22 protein-coding genes are annotated in these 17525 nt (G+C 30.4%); all 22 read left to right on the forward strand.

The window, feature by feature from the left end:
* The first annotated feature begins 2 nt into the window (after positions 1-2).
* The 22 genes from J2X31_RS10690 (at position 3) to J2X31_RS10795 (ending at position 17473) form a co-directional block, all read left to right on the forward strand.
* Positions 3-437: a hypothetical protein gene (locus tag J2X31_RS10690; RefSeq protein ID WP_310026641.1), complete on the forward strand. Its 435-nt coding sequence runs from the start codon at positions 3-5 to the stop codon at positions 435-437.
* Between the two features lie 153 nt (positions 438-590).
* Positions 591-1073 carry a hypothetical protein gene (locus J2X31_RS10695; protein ID WP_310026643.1) on the forward strand — a complete coding sequence of 161 codons (483 nt, stop codon included), beginning with the start codon at positions 591-593 and terminating at the stop codon, positions 1071-1073.
* Positions 1074-1307: 234 nt separating this feature from the next.
* A complete protein-coding gene (locus tag J2X31_RS10700; protein WP_310026644.1) occupies positions 1308-1910 on the forward strand; it encodes an SMI1/KNR4 family protein in 603 nt (200 codons plus the stop codon).
* Positions 1911-2161: 251 nt separating this feature from the next.
* Positions 2162-2947 (forward strand): subclass B1 metallo-beta-lactamase, encoded by a 786-nt coding sequence (bla, locus tag J2X31_RS10705; protein ID WP_310026645.1) that lies wholly within the window; start codon positions 2162-2164, stop codon positions 2945-2947.
* Between the two features lie 9 nt (positions 2948-2956).
* Positions 2957-3631, forward strand: a complete 675-nt coding sequence (locus tag J2X31_RS10710) for an alpha/beta hydrolase (protein ID WP_310026647.1) — start codon at positions 2957-2959, stop codon at positions 3629-3631.
* 70 nt (positions 3632-3701) lie between these two features.
* Positions 3702-4088 (forward strand): hypothetical protein, encoded by a 387-nt coding sequence (locus J2X31_RS10715; protein ID WP_310026649.1) that lies wholly within the window; start codon positions 3702-3704, stop codon positions 4086-4088.
* 4 nt (positions 4089-4092) lie between these two features.
* On the forward strand, positions 4093-4548 hold the full coding sequence (locus tag J2X31_RS10720) for an SMI1/KNR4 family protein (RefSeq protein WP_310026650.1): 456 nt from the start codon (positions 4093-4095) through the stop codon (positions 4546-4548).
* Between the two features lie 135 nt (positions 4549-4683).
* Complete coding sequence (locus J2X31_RS10725) at positions 4684-5310, forward strand: hypothetical protein (protein WP_310026651.1); 627 nt, start codon at positions 4684-4686, stop codon at positions 5308-5310.
* Positions 5311-5575: 265 nt separating this feature from the next.
* Entirely contained in the window at positions 5576-5821 is a 246-nt protein-coding gene (locus J2X31_RS10730; protein ID WP_310026652.1) for a hypothetical protein, read from the forward strand.
* Positions 5822-5836: 15 nt separating this feature from the next.
* Positions 5837-6181: a hypothetical protein gene (locus J2X31_RS10735; RefSeq protein WP_310026653.1), complete on the forward strand. Its 345-nt coding sequence runs from the start codon at positions 5837-5839 to the stop codon at positions 6179-6181.
* Between the two features lie 146 nt (positions 6182-6327).
* Complete coding sequence (locus J2X31_RS10740) at positions 6328-6585, forward strand: DUF7660 family protein (protein WP_310026654.1); 258 nt, start codon at positions 6328-6330, stop codon at positions 6583-6585.
* Between the two features lies 1 nt (position 6586).
* Positions 6587-6955: a hypothetical protein gene (locus J2X31_RS10745; RefSeq protein WP_310026655.1), complete on the forward strand. Its 369-nt coding sequence runs from the start codon at positions 6587-6589 to the stop codon at positions 6953-6955.
* Between the two features lie 158 nt (positions 6956-7113).
* Positions 7114-8001 carry a class A beta-lactamase gene (gene bla, locus J2X31_RS10750; RefSeq protein WP_310026656.1) on the forward strand — a complete coding sequence of 296 codons (888 nt, stop codon included), beginning with the start codon at positions 7114-7116 and terminating at the stop codon, positions 7999-8001.
* A 28-nt stretch (positions 8002-8029) separates the two neighbouring features.
* Entirely contained in the window at positions 8030-8707 is a 678-nt protein-coding gene (locus J2X31_RS10755; RefSeq protein ID WP_310026659.1) for a hypothetical protein, read from the forward strand.
* An 80-nt stretch (positions 8708-8787) separates the two neighbouring features.
* Entirely contained in the window at positions 8788-9633 is an 846-nt protein-coding gene (locus J2X31_RS10760) for an RteC domain-containing protein (RefSeq protein WP_310026660.1), read from the forward strand.
* Between the two features lie 85 nt (positions 9634-9718).
* Positions 9719-10033 carry a DUF3892 domain-containing protein gene (locus tag J2X31_RS10765; protein WP_310026663.1) on the forward strand — a complete coding sequence of 105 codons (315 nt, stop codon included), beginning with the start codon at positions 9719-9721 and terminating at the stop codon, positions 10031-10033.
* A 150-nt stretch (positions 10034-10183) separates the two neighbouring features.
* Positions 10184-10471, forward strand: coding sequence for a helix-turn-helix domain-containing protein (locus J2X31_RS10770; RefSeq protein WP_310026664.1), 288 nt, complete (start codon positions 10184-10186; stop codon positions 10469-10471).
* Positions 10472-10546: 75 nt separating this feature from the next.
* On the forward strand, positions 10547-11425 hold the full coding sequence (locus J2X31_RS10775; protein ID WP_310026666.1) for a transcriptional regulator: 879 nt from the start codon (positions 10547-10549) through the stop codon (positions 11423-11425).
* A 93-nt stretch (positions 11426-11518) separates the two neighbouring features.
* Positions 11519-12145 (forward strand): AAA family ATPase, encoded by a 627-nt coding sequence (locus tag J2X31_RS10780; RefSeq protein ID WP_310026669.1) that lies wholly within the window; start codon positions 11519-11521, stop codon positions 12143-12145.
* 143 nt (positions 12146-12288) lie between these two features.
* The gene (locus J2X31_RS10785) at positions 12289-16731 is read left to right on the forward strand and encodes an AAA family ATPase (protein WP_310026670.1); all 4443 of its coding nucleotides are present in this window, start codon (positions 12289-12291) and stop codon (positions 16729-16731) included.
* A 165-nt stretch (positions 16732-16896) separates the two neighbouring features.
* Positions 16897-17076 (forward strand): hypothetical protein, encoded by a 180-nt coding sequence (locus tag J2X31_RS10790; protein WP_310026671.1) that lies wholly within the window; start codon positions 16897-16899, stop codon positions 17074-17076.
* A gap of 109 nt (positions 17077-17185) precedes the next feature.
* Positions 17186-17473 (forward strand): DUF6922 domain-containing protein, encoded by a 288-nt coding sequence (locus J2X31_RS10795; protein WP_310026672.1) that lies wholly within the window; start codon positions 17186-17188, stop codon positions 17471-17473.
* Positions 17474-17525 lie beyond the last annotated feature (52 nt).

The raw sequence follows: 17525 nt of genomic DNA on the forward strand, positions 1-17525 counted from the left end.
ATATGGCAGTATTAAAAAAAGAATTACAAGATCAGATAGATGAACTTATCAATTTGGGAAATGAAATTTGGGAGAATGATAAGCCTTCCTATTTTGACCATTTATTACAAGCGTGGGATTTGTACCCAATTCCTAAAAATAATTGGAACGAAGCTTATTCTCTCGCAAAAGAATTATTTGATGCTTATATCATTGAGGAAGACTATGTAAATGCCCAAAATTGGCTCAATGAAATGATAAGTCACAACAATAATCTGCACTTGTTTGATTTTGATTTAGAGCATAACGAGGCAAAATATCATTTCGAAACTGGCAATTACCAAACCGCTTTGGATAAATGGAAATATGTGGTGAAAAACGCAGGTAAAAGATATTTCGAAAATGAGAAACCGGAATATCTGGAGTTCTATAAAAATCCTGAAAAATATATTAAATAAATGTAGGGCAATTGAAAACTATCCAAAGAAATTTATTATAGAATAAAGTGTAGTCTTTCAATTGAACTTTAGTAATAATATCAACTTTTGCGCTTCAAAAAACCGAATAACGCAAAGCCCCGAAACGTTATACCTAATTTAAGACCTAAAATAATGGCGAAGTATCAATATAAATTAACCTGCAACTTAAAAATTAATCCTGAAACCTTTCTTGCAGTAGCTGATAATTTGGAAATATCATTACCCTGTATTAATTGCCAAAGAGACCATAGAACAATAATATTTGAGAGTATAAATAACAATGGGATTTGCACACCTAGAGCGAAATGTAATGGATTTCTTGGAAATCTAATAAGTATAGAGATCATAACGGAGAAAGATAAAATTAAAATTAATTATCTAATTGAGTTTGACTATCAACCATTTTTTGATTTAAAATACAAAGTAGAATCGGACTTTAAATTTGGTTGGGCAAGGGTCTATTTCTTTGTTAGGTGCTCTAAATGTCAAACAGAAAAAAAAATCTACACACAAGAAAATATTTCAAGACCAAGAATTGAAAAATGCGAATGCGGAAATGTTCTTTTTAAAGATGAAGAAAGTCCTTTTAAATATAAAGCAACTGAAATAAACTAAGTATAACAAAGGTTTTGCTTCAAACAAACTGAAGTGCAAAATTAAAGTAACCCTATTTTCAAAAAATAATTTTAAATTTCTTATCACCATTTGGTGAAAATTTATATTTTAGCAACTCACTATTAAGTGAGTTTTAATTAACAACAACAAGTATTTACAAACTACACAATCGGAAAAGCACGCCAATCCAAGTGTTAGCAGATATTTCAGAACGACTGTACCAACGACAAAAATATGATTGAAAAATTAAACAAGTTTGACTTAAAAACTTCGGAAATCGATAAACTAAAAACTTTTAATTCAAGAGATGGATTTATTTTACTTGACGAAAAGGAGTTTGAAGAAATGGAAAGCTATTTTAGCCAATTTTCGATTTATAAAAACTTAGTTGCTTTATTGACAGATGAAAATTCAAATTATTGGTGTCTAAATATTAGCGGACCAATGAAAGGAATGATTTGCTATTTAAGCCACGACGAACCAAATTTAGAACCGAAGTTTAAAAATATTTCAAGTTTCATAAATGTGATTAGCGAAAGTCCTGATGCTTATGACTTTGACGATTTAGAGGAAACTTTATTCGATTTTCCCAACTCTAAAAGCACAACAGCGTTTAACGAACGAAAACAAATCATCGAAGAGCTTAAATCCAATTTTAAATCAGAAAGCGATGAAGATGTAAAACAACAAATTGCATTCTCAATTATTGCTCTGTCTTTGATTGACGAAATTAAAGAAAATATTTATCCATTTCTTGAGGACGAAGATATGTATATCCAAGAAAGAGCAATTCAAATTATAGGTTTTCACAAATATAAATCTGCAAAAGAAAATTAATCGAATTAAAATCTACTGCAATGCCAAATGGACAAACAGCAATCGGAATTGCACTAAAAAAAATGAATGAAAACTAAAAAACATCTGCTAACAAGGGTTTTGCAATAGTCGGGCGAAACTGCAAAATTTAACGATTATGCAAAAATTGAACATCCCTCCCCCGAACGCAAACCCCGAAACATTGAAACAATTTTACAAAAACCATTGTAAACACCAATAAACACTCACATTAAAAAAAATTATTAATTAAAATGACACAAATTTTCAAACTGATTTCTTTTGCATTAGCAATGTTATTCATAAGTTGTACCTCATCATCACTCGATAAAAAATATACCGAAAAACAAACAGATAAAAATACTTTACCAAAAGCCATCTATCAATCTGATGATTTCATCATTACGCAGTTATCAGAAAATACTTTTGAACATAAATCTTTTCTGCAAACCAAAGATTTTGGAAAAGTACCTTGCAATGGAATGATTGTAAGAGATAAAGGAGAAGCGGTATTATTTGATACTACATCGGATCATATTACATCTGCCCTTTTAATTAAATGGGTAGAAGAAAATTTAAAATGCAAAATAAAAGCTGTGGTAGTCACTCATTTTCATATTGACAATCTGGGAGGATTAAAGGCATTTGAACAAGCGGGAATTCCGTCTTATGCCAATTTCAAAACTATTGAAAATGCAAAAGAGCGGAACGAAAATTTGCCTCAAAACGGATTCAACGATATGTTGGAGATTAAAGTTGGCAACAAAAAAGTAATTGCCAGGTTTTTTGGAGAAGGTCATACAAAAGATAATACGATTGGCTTTTTTCCCGACGAAAAAGTACTATTTGGTGGTTGCCTGATAAAGGAAATGAATGCTACCAAAGGCAATCTTGCCGATGCCAACGAAGACGAATGGGCAACAACTGTGAAAAAAATAAAAGATGCATATCCCGATGTTCAATGGGTAATTCCGGGGCACGGACAATACGGCGACAAAAAACTACTCGATTATACCATAGAACTTTTTAAAAAACCATAAAACATACAGATGAAACCTACATTCTATTTCTTTTTCTCTCTGCTATTATTGATTTTCACTAACAGCTGTACTGTTAAAGACACGCATAAATCTGATAACGAAAAAAACTATATTTTCTTTATTCATAACAAATTTCTGGAAGACAATCCCGATGGAACTTTTGACAAAGAATACAGCGTAACGACAGATTACAAAGGTGTTATAAGCTCGTTTAAAAATGATGGTTTTGTAGTTCTCAGCGAAAAAAGACCGCCAAAAACAAACGGAATTAAATATGCCGAAAAAGTGGTAAAACAAATCGATAGTTTAATTTCAAAAGGCGTTCAGCCTAATCATATTACAGTTGTTGGAACCTCAAAAGGTGGTTACATAGCCCAGTTTGTTTCTACTTTTGCGAAAAATCCGGAGTTAAACTTTGTTTTTATTGGTTGTTTTCAGGATACGGATATTGCAGAATTTCCAACGATTAATTTTTGTGGAAATATCTTAACCATTTATGAAAAATCCGACGTTTTCGGAGTTACAGCCATCAAACGAAAAGAAACATCAAACCTAAAAATCAATCAATTCAAAGAAATTGAATTAAATACAGGATTGAAACACGGCTTTTTATACATCGCATCAGACCAATGGATAAAACCAAGTAAAATGTGGGCTAAAAGAAATTATGAATTAACCGAATAAAAAACGGCAGGTTTTGATGTGATTTTCCAAAACCTAAAAAAGATCAAAAACATAACAGCACAAAAATATTATGAGCGAAAAACCACAAGAATATAAAGAATTTATAGACAGACTTTGCAAAACCGGAGATATTGAGGAATATTCAAAAGCTGATTTAGAAGATTATAAATCAACTATCGAACTTTGTAAAAGTGAAGATAATGATGAATTAGCTAATCTATATAAAGCCCTTGGTCCTTTATTCAGCAAATTAACAAAAGTAGAAAAACAAGCCTTTGGAAAATGGAATGAATATCTTGTGAGGTATGGAATTGCAAACTGTCTTCAACAATTAGAATTTAATAAAGAAATACATTTAGCAATTGATGAAAAAATTCCAAAATTTGATTACGCAAAAGATTTTTGGGACAGATGTAAAACAGACGGATCACCTTACGGAAACTGGGAAATTAAATAAACAGATGCGAGCAACAGAAATACAACTTATAGAAACAGAATTAGGAATTACATTGCCTGACTATTACAAACATTTCTTATTAAATTATCCATTTGAAAAGTTTATTGATTTACCTAATGGAGGTTCCAATATACCAGATGAATATCTTTTAAGTTTTGCCAAACGAAAAAGAGATAATGAATATGGTATTATTGACATAAACCTTCTTATAAAAGGCTATTCAAAAGAAGGAAATCAAGGAATTAAGAACAAGCTTTGCATAGGAATTTACGATGCGGATTATTATTTTATAGACATTGAAAATGCTAATAATCAATCTGTTTATTGGATACAACACGAGCATTCTTACTACGAATATTATGACACTGACACAAATGTATGGAATTGGGAGAAAATGAAAGTTGCTAATTCAATAGATGAATTCATTGAAAACTTAATTGAAAAACATAACAGAGAATAAAAACTACCCCAACACATAAAAAATGAATACTAATTTAGATAGCATCATTATAGAATTAGTTGTTACCGCTTGACAAATGGATGCTAAATTAAATACGTTGGAGTTGGACACAATTGGTAAATCAAATTTAAAAAAATGAATCTACAAAAAACACCAAAATATTTCCTCTATTTTATGTTTGCTATGCTTATTAGCTGTAACAAACATATAAACAATGACAAAGCAACAAATGAAGCAAAACATACTTCGTTTGAAAGAAGCGTTTTTGAAATTTTAGAAGCATATAATCAAAAAGATGAAATAAAAATCAATCAATTTATTAGCAAAAAATATAAAATTGCGGTTTTGTTTAGAAGAGGCGCTTTAGATAACTTGGTCATTACAGATTCAATTAAGTTTTCAAATCCAATCCCTGAATATTTATCATACGATTATGGTTTCGCAACATACAAAAATCAAATAAAATATGAACAACTTCCCGAGTATGATTGTACCAATGAAATGTGGAATAAACCTCCCGGAATTTATACGGATACTATAACAATAGATGAATCTAGATCAACAATCGCTAAAGATGAGAAAAAGTTTGAAATTCAAGATTGGTCAGATGATGCTATAAAACAAATTGAAGCAACAGAAAAAGTAAGCAGAAAAATAATTATTGTTGGTAACGATGGTGGAACTTTCATTTTTTTCTTGACAAAACACAATGATAATTGGTATCTGTCTGGTATTGATAGATTTGAGGTTTGTAGTGCTTAATGAAAACTATAATAAAACAGGTTTATCTCACCGTTTCTATGATTGCTTTTCAGTTTGCAATAGTTAAACACAACTCAAAAATTCGAGTATCCCTATTTTTAAAAAAAATAATTTAAAATTTTTTATCACCATTTGGTGAAAATTTATATTTTAGCACCTCACTATTAAGTGATTTTTTTTATTGACGATAACAAGTATTTACAAACGACAACAATAGGAAATTGCGCCAATCCGAGTGTTAGCGGTAATTTTGAAAACCCTGCAAATGACAGACGAAGAACTAATAAGAACTCTCGAAAAATATGTTAGAGATGGAAACTGCTTTACGACAGAAGTAAGAGATATTTTGTTGGCATATAAAAATGCAGGCGGACAACAAGAAACTGCTCAAAAACTTATTGGACAATTAGCAATGAATTTTTCAGACAATGAACTTTTGCAAGACCGAACATACGACATACTCGACATTGTTACAAGTTGGTGTAATTATGAAATGAGAGTATGGGACTAATATAAAATATAAGGAATGGCATATTCGATAAAAAAGGGAGAAGTAATAACGTATGAGCCAAATGAATTAAGAAACTTTAGGCTTTTTACTCACGAATATATAGACAACTTGAATTTCACATTTAAGCCCGCAGATTTTTTGCCAAACGCTGACGAATATTTAAAAGTAGCGTCTGAATTATTTACAAATGCAGGTTGGTATGGAGATGGTGAAATTCAATTAATTTGGGTTCCACCATTTATGCTTGACGAATTTACAATGAATGAAGATGCATATGGAATAGTAATTTGGCACGTAAAACAACAAGAAGATGGAATTTCGTGGTTGCTTTCACCTAAAAAGCTACCATTGGACAAATAAAACTACCGCTAACAAGGGTTTTGCGTCAGGCGGGCTGAAGTGCAAAATTCAACGGTAGTTTTTCAATTGAACATTAGTAATAACATCAGCTTTTGTGCTCCGAAACCCGCCCGAACGCAAAGCCCCGGAACGTTATAGCCAATTTTATGAACGACACTCTTAACGATTTTAAAGTAGCGGACAGACAAACTTTCATTAAGTTTCTTGACTTATTACGCAAGGACTTTCTGGACAATCCTGAAAGTTGGGAAAACAAAACACTACCTGACTTTTTAGAAGCGTTAAGTGCGTACGCAGAAGACATTCCAGGCTATTACGACAATATAAAACTAAATGTAAATGCTGATAAACCAGACTGGTCAACATTTGCGGATATTTTTAAAGGAGCGAAAATTTACGAATAAGATGTGGAGCGACAGATACAATTACTATAACATCCAGTTTGACGAACAATTTGGACAAAAGCTCGATAAATCATTTGTGGTAAATTGTCTTTTAGAAACTAAGTTATTTAAACAAACAAATCATCAGACATTCACAAATTCCAAAGATTTTCCGTGGGTTGACATTATTCTAGTTGAAACTTATGACGGTAATTTTACTACATCAGACAAGGAAAATCAATTTGTAACTTTGGTTGCTATTGTATGTTCAAAAAGACAAGATATAGACCAACAAATTTATATTGACACATTTAAGCAAATTGCAAATAGGCTGAATTGGAAACTATACTTGGAAGAAGACGATGACGGAAACGAAAACATTGAACTATAAAAAAACTGGCTATAACAAGCGTTTTGCATCAGCTGGGCTGAAGTGCAAAATTCAAAAGCAGTTTTTAATTAAAAATTAGTAATAATATCAACTTTCGTGCTTCGGTTTCCCGCCCGAACGCAAAGCTCCAACAATAAAAGAAACCAAATCTATAATTTATGAAAAAAAATCTTATTCTGTTACTATTAACATTTACAACGGTAGCTTTTGCACAGGTTAAAAAAGACAATCTCACCGAAAAAATTGAGCAAATTTTAAAAGACAAAAAAGCAGACGTAGGCGTTGCAATCATCGGAACCAACAATGAAGTGATCCACATTAACGGCAACAAAATGTATCCAATGCTCAGCACCGTCAAATTCCCGATTGCCTTAACCGCTTTGTATCAGGTAGAGAAAGGCAAACTATCTATGAAACAGAAAATTTTTATAAAAAGAGAAGAGTTGCTGGATGATCCGGATAACTGGAGCCCGTTTAAAGAAAAGCATCCCAATGGCAATCTATATATTACGCTGGAAGAAGCCTTGAGCTGGATGGTATCGTACAGCGATAATAATCTCACTGACATTGTGTTGAGACTCATTGGCGGACCGGAAGCTGTACAGGAATATATGGACAGCGAAGAGCATTTCATTATTAAAAATGATGAAGAAGGAATGCACAAAGATTGGGACTCGCAATTTGTAAACAAGACAACACCAAACAATATGGTTAGAGGTCTGGAAGAGCTTTACAACGGAAAATACCTAAATCCAAAGCACACCAAATGGCTTTACAAAGCAATGCTAAACAATAAATCCGGACTGAAAAGAATAAAAGGCAACCTGCCCAAAAATACAAAAGTTGCCCACAGAACAGGAACATCTTTTACCAACGATGCCGGAATGACGGGTGCAATCAACGATGTCGGAATTATAGAGCTACCGAATGGTAAGCAAATTTACATTGCGGTTTTTGTGCACAATACGTATGAAACCTTCGCAGATTCCGAAAATATAATCGCAGACATTGCAAAAACTGCTTATGATTTTTATGCGACTAAGTAAAAGTGAAAAACACCTTGAATGATGAAAAATGAAAATCAAAATTAAGTTTGTTGTAATAGCCTTTGCTATCGTATCATTGTCCTTTCTATTATATACCTGGCTTTCCCGTGAAGAATGGCAGGAAAATAATCGTTGTGCGGACTGTGCTTTAATGGACAATGATACATTGCAACGACTTGTTGGTACAGTTGAGATTGAAAAAAATGGAAAGTGGCTGTTTACGGATAGATTAACAAATCTAAACTATCATCTGGTTCCTTGTGATGCCAATTGTGGCAGAGATGAAGTAACCCAATTTGACAAAATCAATCCGATAGATCCTACCACAAAAAAACAATTATACTTTGACATTGAAGGAAAGTACATTAAAGAAAAAGACCAGTTTCAATACCGTTCCACCATTTTTATGAACGAAAGAATATTTCTGAATCCGGAAAAAATCAAAGATCTAACATTCGAAGAAATCAGTGAAAAGTACACCGTTCTGGAAGAAGAAACCTTCAAGCTAAACGAATCGCATTACGCCGGGTTACGCGAATTTTTGCCTCATTATTTTTCCATGGAACAGCTTAAACAACCGATACTTTTAAAAGAAGTAACTTGGGAAACAAGCGATAGCACATTGATAACAATCTGGTTCATTAAAAAACAAAACCGTTGGTTACCCATTGAAACTTATGAATGGAAAAAGGGAACGGAATTCTAATTAACAATAATTTAAAAAAAATTAATGGAGACATTAAATATCCTAGATGCGTAAAATGTAATAAAAATTAAAAAATATCTTTGAACCCAAAAATAAACCTATACCTTTCAAACCTAAACGAACAGATCAACTTTATCGACCTGGAAATAGACAACCCGATACTTAAATGCGAAAAAGCCATTGAAATAATTTTAGCTTCAATAGCAAGCCTTAAGCACATAATCCACAAATACAGTTTTAAGTCTGAGTCTGAAGAAATACATTTTTTCAAAGAAGTAAAGCCACAGTTTACTTCTAAACTCATATATTATAATATGGTGTACAAGGTTGAAACCAAAAAGCCGTATGGCGGAGAACGTATTTTAAAAAAATACCTCAACAACGAACTGGAAAAGTTAAAAAGGTACTTTGATAATAATTTAGAGTTTTATAAATATTACCGTACCGGCAGTAGCTACTTAGATTATAAATACTTTACCAGAGGAAAGTTTGACATCAAAATGACGTTAGATAGCTTTTATTTTGAAGTAGATCACACTTTTGCCACCTCACACGATTTTAAGGTAGCAAAGATCATGGCGCACGATCTGGTACAAGTATATTTGGAAGACAAATTGCTGATGATGGAAAACAAAGAAAACAAGGAAAAAACACAAGTTAACCCCAAGGTAAAACAAAACTGGACAGGCTCTAAAGTCGCACTAATAGAGCTTTTATATGCGTTGCATACCGAAGGTGTGTTTAATAATGGAGCTTCAGACTTAAAAGACATTGTAGAATATTTTGAAACTGTTTTCAATGTTGATTTAGGTCAATTTCACAGGGTGTTTTTAGAAATCAGAATGCGTAAATCTTCTCAAACTAAATTTATAGATACGCTAAAAGAATCTTTAATAAAAAGGATGGAAAACATCGATGAAAAATAAATTTTTCACCACATTACGGAAAACCGTAAAGATTATAATTAAAAACGTTCTACTTTGCGATCTAATAATTTTAAAATTAAAAAATATGGCAGAATACAGAATTTCAGGAGTATGGAAAGATGCTCAAGGTACTATAACGCACTATGGGTTTCATACTGTAACGAGTACCGGCGTAACTAGGGCGGTAAAAAAATCAAAAGCCACGGCAATTCAGTTATTGGAAACCTCTGGTAATAGCGCAACAACATGGGTATGGAATTATAAATCATGTTTTTGGACTGTTGGCGAAAATGTAGAAGTAGTTAATGCTTCAACTGGCAAATATTTAAGAACCAATCCGGACAGTAAGGAAACAAATAATTTAGGACATTTGATTAACTATGACTGGTTAGCGTCTTAAATACAAGAATTTTTTATTAGTAAAGTAAAAAGGCTGAATGAATTCATTCAGCCTTTTTTGTTAAATAGTACTCACAACTTGTGAAAGGCTTGTGATTTAAAACAATTCAAATACTACAAATTTGTACCATAACAATCTAAAACATACGTTATGGCTATCGAAGTAGTTACCCGTGAAGACTTAAACGAATTCAGAAGTCTTTTGTTGAACGATTTAAAAGAAATTATTCAATCCAAACCGCAACAAACAAAACAGTGGCTCAAATCTAGTGAAGTCCGCAAGCTCTTAAACATTTCTCCCGGCACGCTCCAGAACCTCCGAATCAACGGTACATTAACCTATACCAAAATTGGTGGCATCATGTATTATGATCATGCAGACATTGAGAAACTTTTAAACGGCAACAAAGTAAATGCCTTGCCTACTCTCTTTAAATAGGATACTATTTTTGTTATACCAAACAAAATTATGGTACTTAATCGTGACCAAAGTCTTAATACTTAATACATCCAAATGAACTACATAAAACACCTGACAGGCTTTTTTGAGAAAGTAGCAATAGATCAAACGTTGAATCCTACACACATAAGCTTATACATTGCCCTGTTTCAATTTTGGAACTGCAACCGGTTCCGCAATCCAATCAGTATTAGCCGTGATGAGGTCATGCGCATCAGTAAGATAAGTTCCAAGGCAACCTACCACAAATGCCTTAAAAATCTGCACGCTTTAGGCTACATCAATTACCAACCCTCATACAACCCATTTAGGGGAAGTCATGTTATTTTATTCAATTTTTCAGATGATTTAAAACCGTTGCCAAAATCCGACAGAAAACCAAATAATGAACCTGTTTTTGAATCTGTTGATAAACAGGTATTAAACCAGCCTTATACGAGTGATGAAACCGGCATTGAACAAGTGCTGGTACCTTCTATAAACAATACAAACCTATCAAACCTATCAAACCATTTAAACAATCAAAACGGTTCAAACTTGGAAAAGCAAGTAAAAAATAATGAAGAAAGAACTGATTTTAGAATGAAAGCCGAAAAAGAGAAAGAAAAAAAGTTGCGCGAAAAAAAGAAAGATATTTCTTCCATCCAATCCATAACATCAGCACAACCATCAAACCATGAAAAGCCTACCATCGAAGAAATCAGATCCTATTTCAACGAAAATAACTTTCCGGAAATCGAAGCACAAAAATTCTTCAATTACTTTTCCAGTGTGGGCTGGCTCGTAGGCGGAAAAATACCCATGGTCAATTGGCAAGCATCCGCACAAAACTGGATAATCAACGCACCAAAATTCATTTCAAATACAGAACAGCCCAACAGAGCAATGCAACTTAACACGGCAACAGACAAAGATTATTCAGAGCCACTTTAACTGGAACATTACAAGTACTTTGTAAGCCCTTTTTAATATTGAACTTGGTTCAGTATCTAAATATTTGTGAATCTTGTGGTTAAAAAATATGATATGGAAAACGAAATAAAATCCCATTACAGCTATTCAGAAGTAATAACCTGGTTAGAAAATAAAGGAGTTGAACTGTACGGTAATCATTTTAAGATAATAGAAACAGATTATTCAATCGTTTACAAACTCATTGCCTATTTCTTGAAAGATGAAGCCAGTTGTTTTCAATACGGAATTAATTCTGCAAAAGGAATTTTGCTATCCGGTCCCATAGGCTGTGGTAAAACATCATTAATGAATATAATGAAATACCTTGCAACTGCAGAACATAAGTTTTTCGTAAAACCCTGCAGGGATATCAGTTTCGAATTCATTCAAGACGGGTACCAGATCATCCACCAATACAGTAAAGGCAAACTATACGAATCAGCCCCAAAAACCATCTGCTTTGACGACCTCGGAACAGAAAACAACCTGAAATATTACGGCAACGAATGCAACGTTATGGCAGAAATACTTTTAAGTCGTTATGACCTGTTCATTTCCAAAAAACTACAAACGCATATTACTACCAACCTATCAGCAAGTGAAATCGAGAATTTTTATGGCAACCGGGTACGCTCAAGATTAAGAGAATTATGCAATTTAATTGCTTTTGATAATACTGTGGTTGATAAACGGAGATGAGTTGTAAATTTTTATGAGCGCCAACAAAGGCATATTAAAAATGATTAATGTCTATTAACTTAATTTTAAAACGAAATTGATTATAAATTGATTTGATAGTAATTGTATTAATTTAGTAGATTGTTACATTTATTGAATTGAATATGGATTGGCAAGATTATAAAGTTAAAAATACAAATATAGAAGGAGCAAGATCTGCATTTGAAAAAGATTGTGCTACGCTGTTTAATCGCATTTATGAAGGTAGGAATGTCAAGACAGTTAAAGTTTCTGTTGGTGATGGAGGTATAGATGTTTTTATTGGTAACATTGGCATTGAGCCGATTTCTGTTATTCAATGTAAATTTTTTCTTGAAGATTTTGGATCTTCTCAAAAGCAACAAATTAAAAATTCATTTAATACTGTAATTAATTCAGATGAATTCGAGACACAAGAATGGATATTATGCATTCCAAGAATTTTAGATTTAAAACAGCATAAATGGTGGTGTGAATGGACAGATGCTATGAAATCTAAACATAATTTAAAGGATGATTTTATCATATTAAAAGATGGTAATAATCTAATAGATTTATTTAAAACACACAATCTTTTTAATCAGGTTTTCAAAATTCAAGATTCTTTAAAAATATTAGATATAGATAAAAAAGTTGATGATATTCATAAAACCATAACGAACAACATTTCTTTTGATGAAACTAAAATAGAAATTAATAAAGCGAATTTTTATCTTGAAAATGTTCCAAACCTTTTTGGAGAAAACACAGAAACTCATGTTGAAAGAAGTGAAACGAATGTCATTTATAACTGGATCAATAATGATTTACCTAATGATCAAAAAAATATATTTATTCTTGAAGGAGAAAAAGGCTATGGCAAAACAGTAGTTTTAAAAGATTTATTATTAAAACTTAAGCAAAATAATACAAATGTCCTAGGTATTAAGGCAGATAAATATTATGCTTCAGATAGAATTGAATTAGAAAAAAAAATATTTCAAAAAGAAAATATATCAATTGAAAAAATTGTTAAGCTTTATAAAAATGAAAATAAAACTCTGGTAATTGTAATTGATCAATTAGATGCGCTTTCACAGACATTATCAACAAATAGAGAATTCATACAAACTTATAATAGATTAATATCCGATTTATCTTTTCATTCTAATGTTAGAATAGTAATATCTACAAGAAGCTATGATTTAAACTATGATGCTGAATTGAGTATTTATAAATCTAATAAATATTCAAAAATCAAAATCACTGGGATATCTAAAGAAAAGGTTCAGGAAGTTTTATTGAAATACGGAATTAATAATTGTTCTGAAAAACTTTTAGAATTATTAACAGTTCCCAATCATTTAGATATATTTTGCAGATTACCAAGCAAAATTAATATAGATACTTTGTCATCATTGAAGGATTTATACGATGCACTATGGAAACAACTGATATACAACAAAAATGATTTGCACTTAAAATCTATTTTGTATAAGATAGCTGATGGAATGTATCAAAATCAACAAATCACAATTAGTAATATTTTTGAAAACCAATATTCGAAAGAAATAAATTATTTGAAAAGTAATCATTTGTTAATTGAAAACAATAATGAATTACAATTTTTCCATCAAACATTTTATGATTATACATTCTCCAGACAATTTGTTGAGAATAAAAGATCACTAAGTAATTATATTAATGAGAATAAACAAAGTCTATATGTTCGTTCAATCATTAAAATGGTTAATGAATATTATCGAGAATATGATCATAATGAATATTGCAAAACAATAACACAACTTATAACCTCATCGAAGTTTAGGTTTCATATAAAAACGTTAGTTATTACAAGTTTAGGAGATGTAAAAAATCCGACTAATAAAGAAAAAAACATTGTATCAAAATTCATTTTGACTAATCTTGATTTAACCAAAGTTTTTATAAACTCTATTTTTTCTTTGGGTTGGCTAGAGTTCATTGTTAATCAAAACATTCCATTACAGTACTTTGATTATCAAAAAGATTGGAAAATTAATTTTTATGAAAAATTAATTTTAAATAAAATTATTAAATCTGGATCTTCATTAAAATACGATTATTTGAAACAGAAAGAAATGAGATTAGGGTTGCTATTTCGTTTGTTTACTAATAATAGAAATGACGGCTTAAACATCATTATAGGTGTTATTGAAAAACTTCCTGAATCAGATGAAAAAATAAATTTTATAAATAGATTTTTGATTAATGTCGACGATTGGGATAACAAAAAATTATTGGTGTTATTTGACAAATATTTTCATTTTAATATAGAAGATAAAAGCAGAAATAACTTTTGGTATTATAAGATATTAGAAAAAATATTCAATCATTATCCCCATTTTGTATTTGATAAATTAAAACCAATCATTTTGAAATGTTTCGAAGAACACTCATTTACAATAAGCTTTACTTATGAACAAAGTAGTCTAATAGAGAAAATAAATGAAATTGATCCTGATTTATGTTTCCCGTATTTTCATTCAATTTTTGATGAGTTAGTCGATGATAATAAATATGAAAAAGAGTTTGATATTGAAAATAGTCCATTATATAAAAACTCAAAATTCTCTGATTTATTTGAAAGCGATACAAATGAAAATGCTGATGATATAATTGAAGAATTGCTTTCAAAATATATAAAATCTAAATCTGAAGATAGCGTATTTTTCAAGTCTTATTATGAAAAACATAAAGATTCAAATTCTATATCACATCTTAAAATTTTAATTCTAGGCTTAACAGAAACCCCATTACTATATAAGGAAGAAATTTTTGAATTCATAAAAATAGTCCATTTTAAAAATGGATTTAACGGCTATGATGATAAATTTCAACTATACTTGAGGGAATTAATCTCTAAAAGTTTTACGATTTTTACTGAAGATCAAAAATTAAAATTGGTGGATATCATTTTATCTGTTACAAGCCCAGAAGATGTATATTTTTACATTGATAACGATGGTAAAAGAAAAGCATATCTTGGATCTAATGGAAAGAAAAAGTATCTGTTTATTGATATTCTTGCAAAATCAGAGATTGATTCAATCCCGATACTCAAAAAGATTTATCAAGAACTTTATAGGAAGTTTGGAAAACTTAAAATTAATAAATTATATAATAACAAAATAAGGTCTGGATTTGTTGGTCCTCCACTCGAAGTAAGAGCATACAAAAAAATGACATTAAATGATTGGAAAAAAAGTTTTTTAATGTTTAATGATGATTATGTTAGAGATAGATTTAACGATGCTTTTAAAGGAGGAAGGCGTGAGCATTCTAATACTTTTAGAGACGAGGTAACTAATGATCCGAATAAATTTTATCCTCTAGTTAGGGATCTGTTTGATATTGATAATATTTCTATAGATTACATTTCATCAGGTATTGATGGTTTAGTAAAAGGAAAGTTTGATGTAAAATTAGTTAAAGAACTTTATTTGAAATTAATAAAACTAGATCTTGATTTATCAAATACTTTGACCTCAATTTGGAATGTAAGTTACTTTATTGATGAAAAAGTTGTAGATGATGAAATTTTACAATATTTGTCTAATTTGGCATTAACTCACCCTAATCCAGAAAAAATCAATAATCCGAAAGACCCTCATTTCGATAGCTTAAATTCTGTTAGAGGTGCATCAGTTCATAGTATAATGCATTGTTATTACGATATTCAATTTTGTGAACCTATTTTTACAACTGTTGAAAATGCTTGTAATGACAATCAAGTTTCGGTAAAAGTCGCAATACTGTTAAATCTTGCATACTTGAACTATTTAGACATTGACAGGGCTTTTAAAATTTTTACTAAACTAACAGATACAGATAATTATTTAATTCTTAAATACTGTTTTAAATCAGCTGGTTATTTTAATAATAAGTTCTACTTGCAAATGCTACCGCTAATGGATAAAGTAATTAATAATAAGAAGTTACATGATAATGGCAGTTATTTAATTGTTCATAGTTGGTTATTAGGTTATGATAAAAACAAACAATATTATAACAGATTTATAAATAGCAGTAAGAAAGCAAAATTACAAGCTTTGCATATTGCAGAAGGTAATCTATTTGCAAAAGAAAGAATTGATAGAAAGTGTTTAGATATTTTATTTGAATTTGTAAGTGAAATAGATGACGATTTCGCAAGTTCTTATTCAACTTTAATTTTAAGAAAATTTAATAGTTCTAATTTTAAGGAATTGCTCCCTTTTATGAAAAAATACTCTAAAACTATATTGTTTAGGAATCAACCTAGATACTTCTTACAATATTTAATGAAGTGTGCAAAAGATTATCCTAATGAATGTTTAGAATTGTTAGAAAATATGAAATTTAATAAATTAATAACAATTCAAGATAGAGGTCATTATGATACAGAGCCAGTTCAATTGGTTTTATCAATATATAGTAGTTTAAACAATAACTTTAACGCTAACAAAAATCAAATTGAAAAAGCTTTAACTGTATTTGATGATATGTTAAAACTAGATCATTTAAGATTAAATTCAAATAAAGTCATGGATACTTTAAAGTCAATTTAAAAATTTTCAATTCTATATTACACAACTTAATTAGTAAATTGATTTTAAAAAATAGTGGATATAATGGCTACGTAATAAATTATGGCAAACTCTATAATAAAAAATCCACAGAAGACTATTTTGAAGAAATATAATTAATATTGAATTTAAAATGTAATAAAAATTATGAATAAGAAAGAACTAGATAACCTGAAATTAGAGATCTTGAAAATTGAGGTCAAGAGTCTAAAAGTATTATCTGAAAAGTTAGATAGAAACGATTATCATAAAGATATTGAATCTGTTCTACGAAGAGCTAATGAATTAAAAATAGAGATAAACGAACTAATCCAAAATGAAGAGTAAAATAGCAGTATAAATAATTGAATAAAAATTGATACATTTGTATAATAGTAGAGTGACAATCAAAGACATAATATTATACATTGGTATTGTATTTGATTTATAGTAAATAATGAAACAAAAAGTAAACATAGCGACAATTTTCCCTAAACATCTTTTCTGGGATATAGATTATAATAAGCTTAATCTTGATAGAGATAAGGCTATTATTATCCCTAGGGCTATGTATGCCACAACTACAGATACTTTTGAACAGGATATTAAAAGATTAGAGCAGTTATATACTCCAGCAGTTATTATAAAATACCTTAAGAACACTAAAGAAAACATTAGCAATAAAGTTTGTATTAGTGTGGCAAAAAGGTACAATGTAAAACCATTTCTTCGCTATTCACTCTAAAATGAATACAGTTTCTCCGGCAATTGTAAAAACAATAATACAATTGCAAAGT

The organism is Flavobacterium arsenatis (genome assembly GCF_031456785.1).
Classification (GTDB): Bacteria; Bacteroidota; Bacteroidia; order Flavobacteriales; family Flavobacteriaceae; genus Flavobacterium; species Flavobacterium arsenatis.

Excerpts from the sequence above, each read along its gene's own strand:
- J2X31_RS10690 (WP_310026641.1), top strand. The coding sequence starts at position 3 with ATGGCAGTATTAAAAAAAGAATTACAAGATCAGATAGATGAACTTATC.
- J2X31_RS10695 (WP_310026643.1), top strand. The coding sequence starts at position 591 with ATGGCGAAGTATCAATATAAATTAACCTGCAACTTAAAAATTAATCCT.
- J2X31_RS10700 (WP_310026644.1), top strand. The coding sequence starts at position 1,308 with ATGATTGAAAAATTAAACAAGTTTGACTTAAAAACTTCGGAAATCGAT.
- bla (WP_310026645.1), top strand. The coding sequence starts at position 2,162 with ATGACACAAATTTTCAAACTGATTTCTTTTGCATTAGCAATGTTATTC.
- J2X31_RS10710 (WP_310026647.1), top strand. The coding sequence starts at position 2,957 with ATGAAACCTACATTCTATTTCTTTTTCTCTCTGCTATTATTGATTTTC.
- J2X31_RS10715 (WP_310026649.1), top strand. The coding sequence starts at position 3,702 with ATGAGCGAAAAACCACAAGAATATAAAGAATTTATAGACAGACTTTGC.
- J2X31_RS10720 (WP_310026650.1), top strand. The coding sequence starts at position 4,093 with ATGCGAGCAACAGAAATACAACTTATAGAAACAGAATTAGGAATTACA.
- J2X31_RS10725 (WP_310026651.1), top strand. The coding sequence starts at position 4,684 with ATGAATCTACAAAAAACACCAAAATATTTCCTCTATTTTATGTTTGCT.
- J2X31_RS10730 (WP_310026652.1), top strand. The coding sequence starts at position 5,576 with ATGACAGACGAAGAACTAATAAGAACTCTCGAAAAATATGTTAGAGAT.
- J2X31_RS10735 (WP_310026653.1), top strand. The coding sequence starts at position 5,837 with ATGGCATATTCGATAAAAAAGGGAGAAGTAATAACGTATGAGCCAAAT.
- J2X31_RS10740 (WP_310026654.1), top strand. The coding sequence starts at position 6,328 with ATGAACGACACTCTTAACGATTTTAAAGTAGCGGACAGACAAACTTTC.
- J2X31_RS10745 (WP_310026655.1), top strand. The coding sequence starts at position 6,587 with ATGTGGAGCGACAGATACAATTACTATAACATCCAGTTTGACGAACAA.
- bla (WP_310026656.1), top strand. The coding sequence starts at position 7,114 with ATGAAAAAAAATCTTATTCTGTTACTATTAACATTTACAACGGTAGCT.
- J2X31_RS10755 (WP_310026659.1), top strand. The coding sequence starts at position 8,030 with ATGAAAATCAAAATTAAGTTTGTTGTAATAGCCTTTGCTATCGTATCA.
- J2X31_RS10765 (WP_310026663.1), top strand. The coding sequence starts at position 9,719 with ATGGCAGAATACAGAATTTCAGGAGTATGGAAAGATGCTCAAGGTACT.
- J2X31_RS10770 (WP_310026664.1), top strand. The coding sequence starts at position 10,184 with ATGGCTATCGAAGTAGTTACCCGTGAAGACTTAAACGAATTCAGAAGT.
- J2X31_RS10775 (WP_310026666.1), top strand. The coding sequence starts at position 10,547 with ATGAACTACATAAAACACCTGACAGGCTTTTTTGAGAAAGTAGCAATA.
- J2X31_RS10780 (WP_310026669.1), top strand. The coding sequence starts at position 11,519 with ATGGAAAACGAAATAAAATCCCATTACAGCTATTCAGAAGTAATAACC.
- J2X31_RS10785 (WP_310026670.1), top strand. The coding sequence starts at position 12,289 with ATGGATTGGCAAGATTATAAAGTTAAAAATACAAATATAGAAGGAGCA.
- J2X31_RS10790 (WP_310026671.1), top strand. The coding sequence starts at position 16,897 with ATGAATAAGAAAGAACTAGATAACCTGAAATTAGAGATCTTGAAAATT.
- J2X31_RS10795 (WP_310026672.1), top strand. The coding sequence starts at position 17,186 with ATGAAACAAAAAGTAAACATAGCGACAATTTTCCCTAAACATCTTTTC.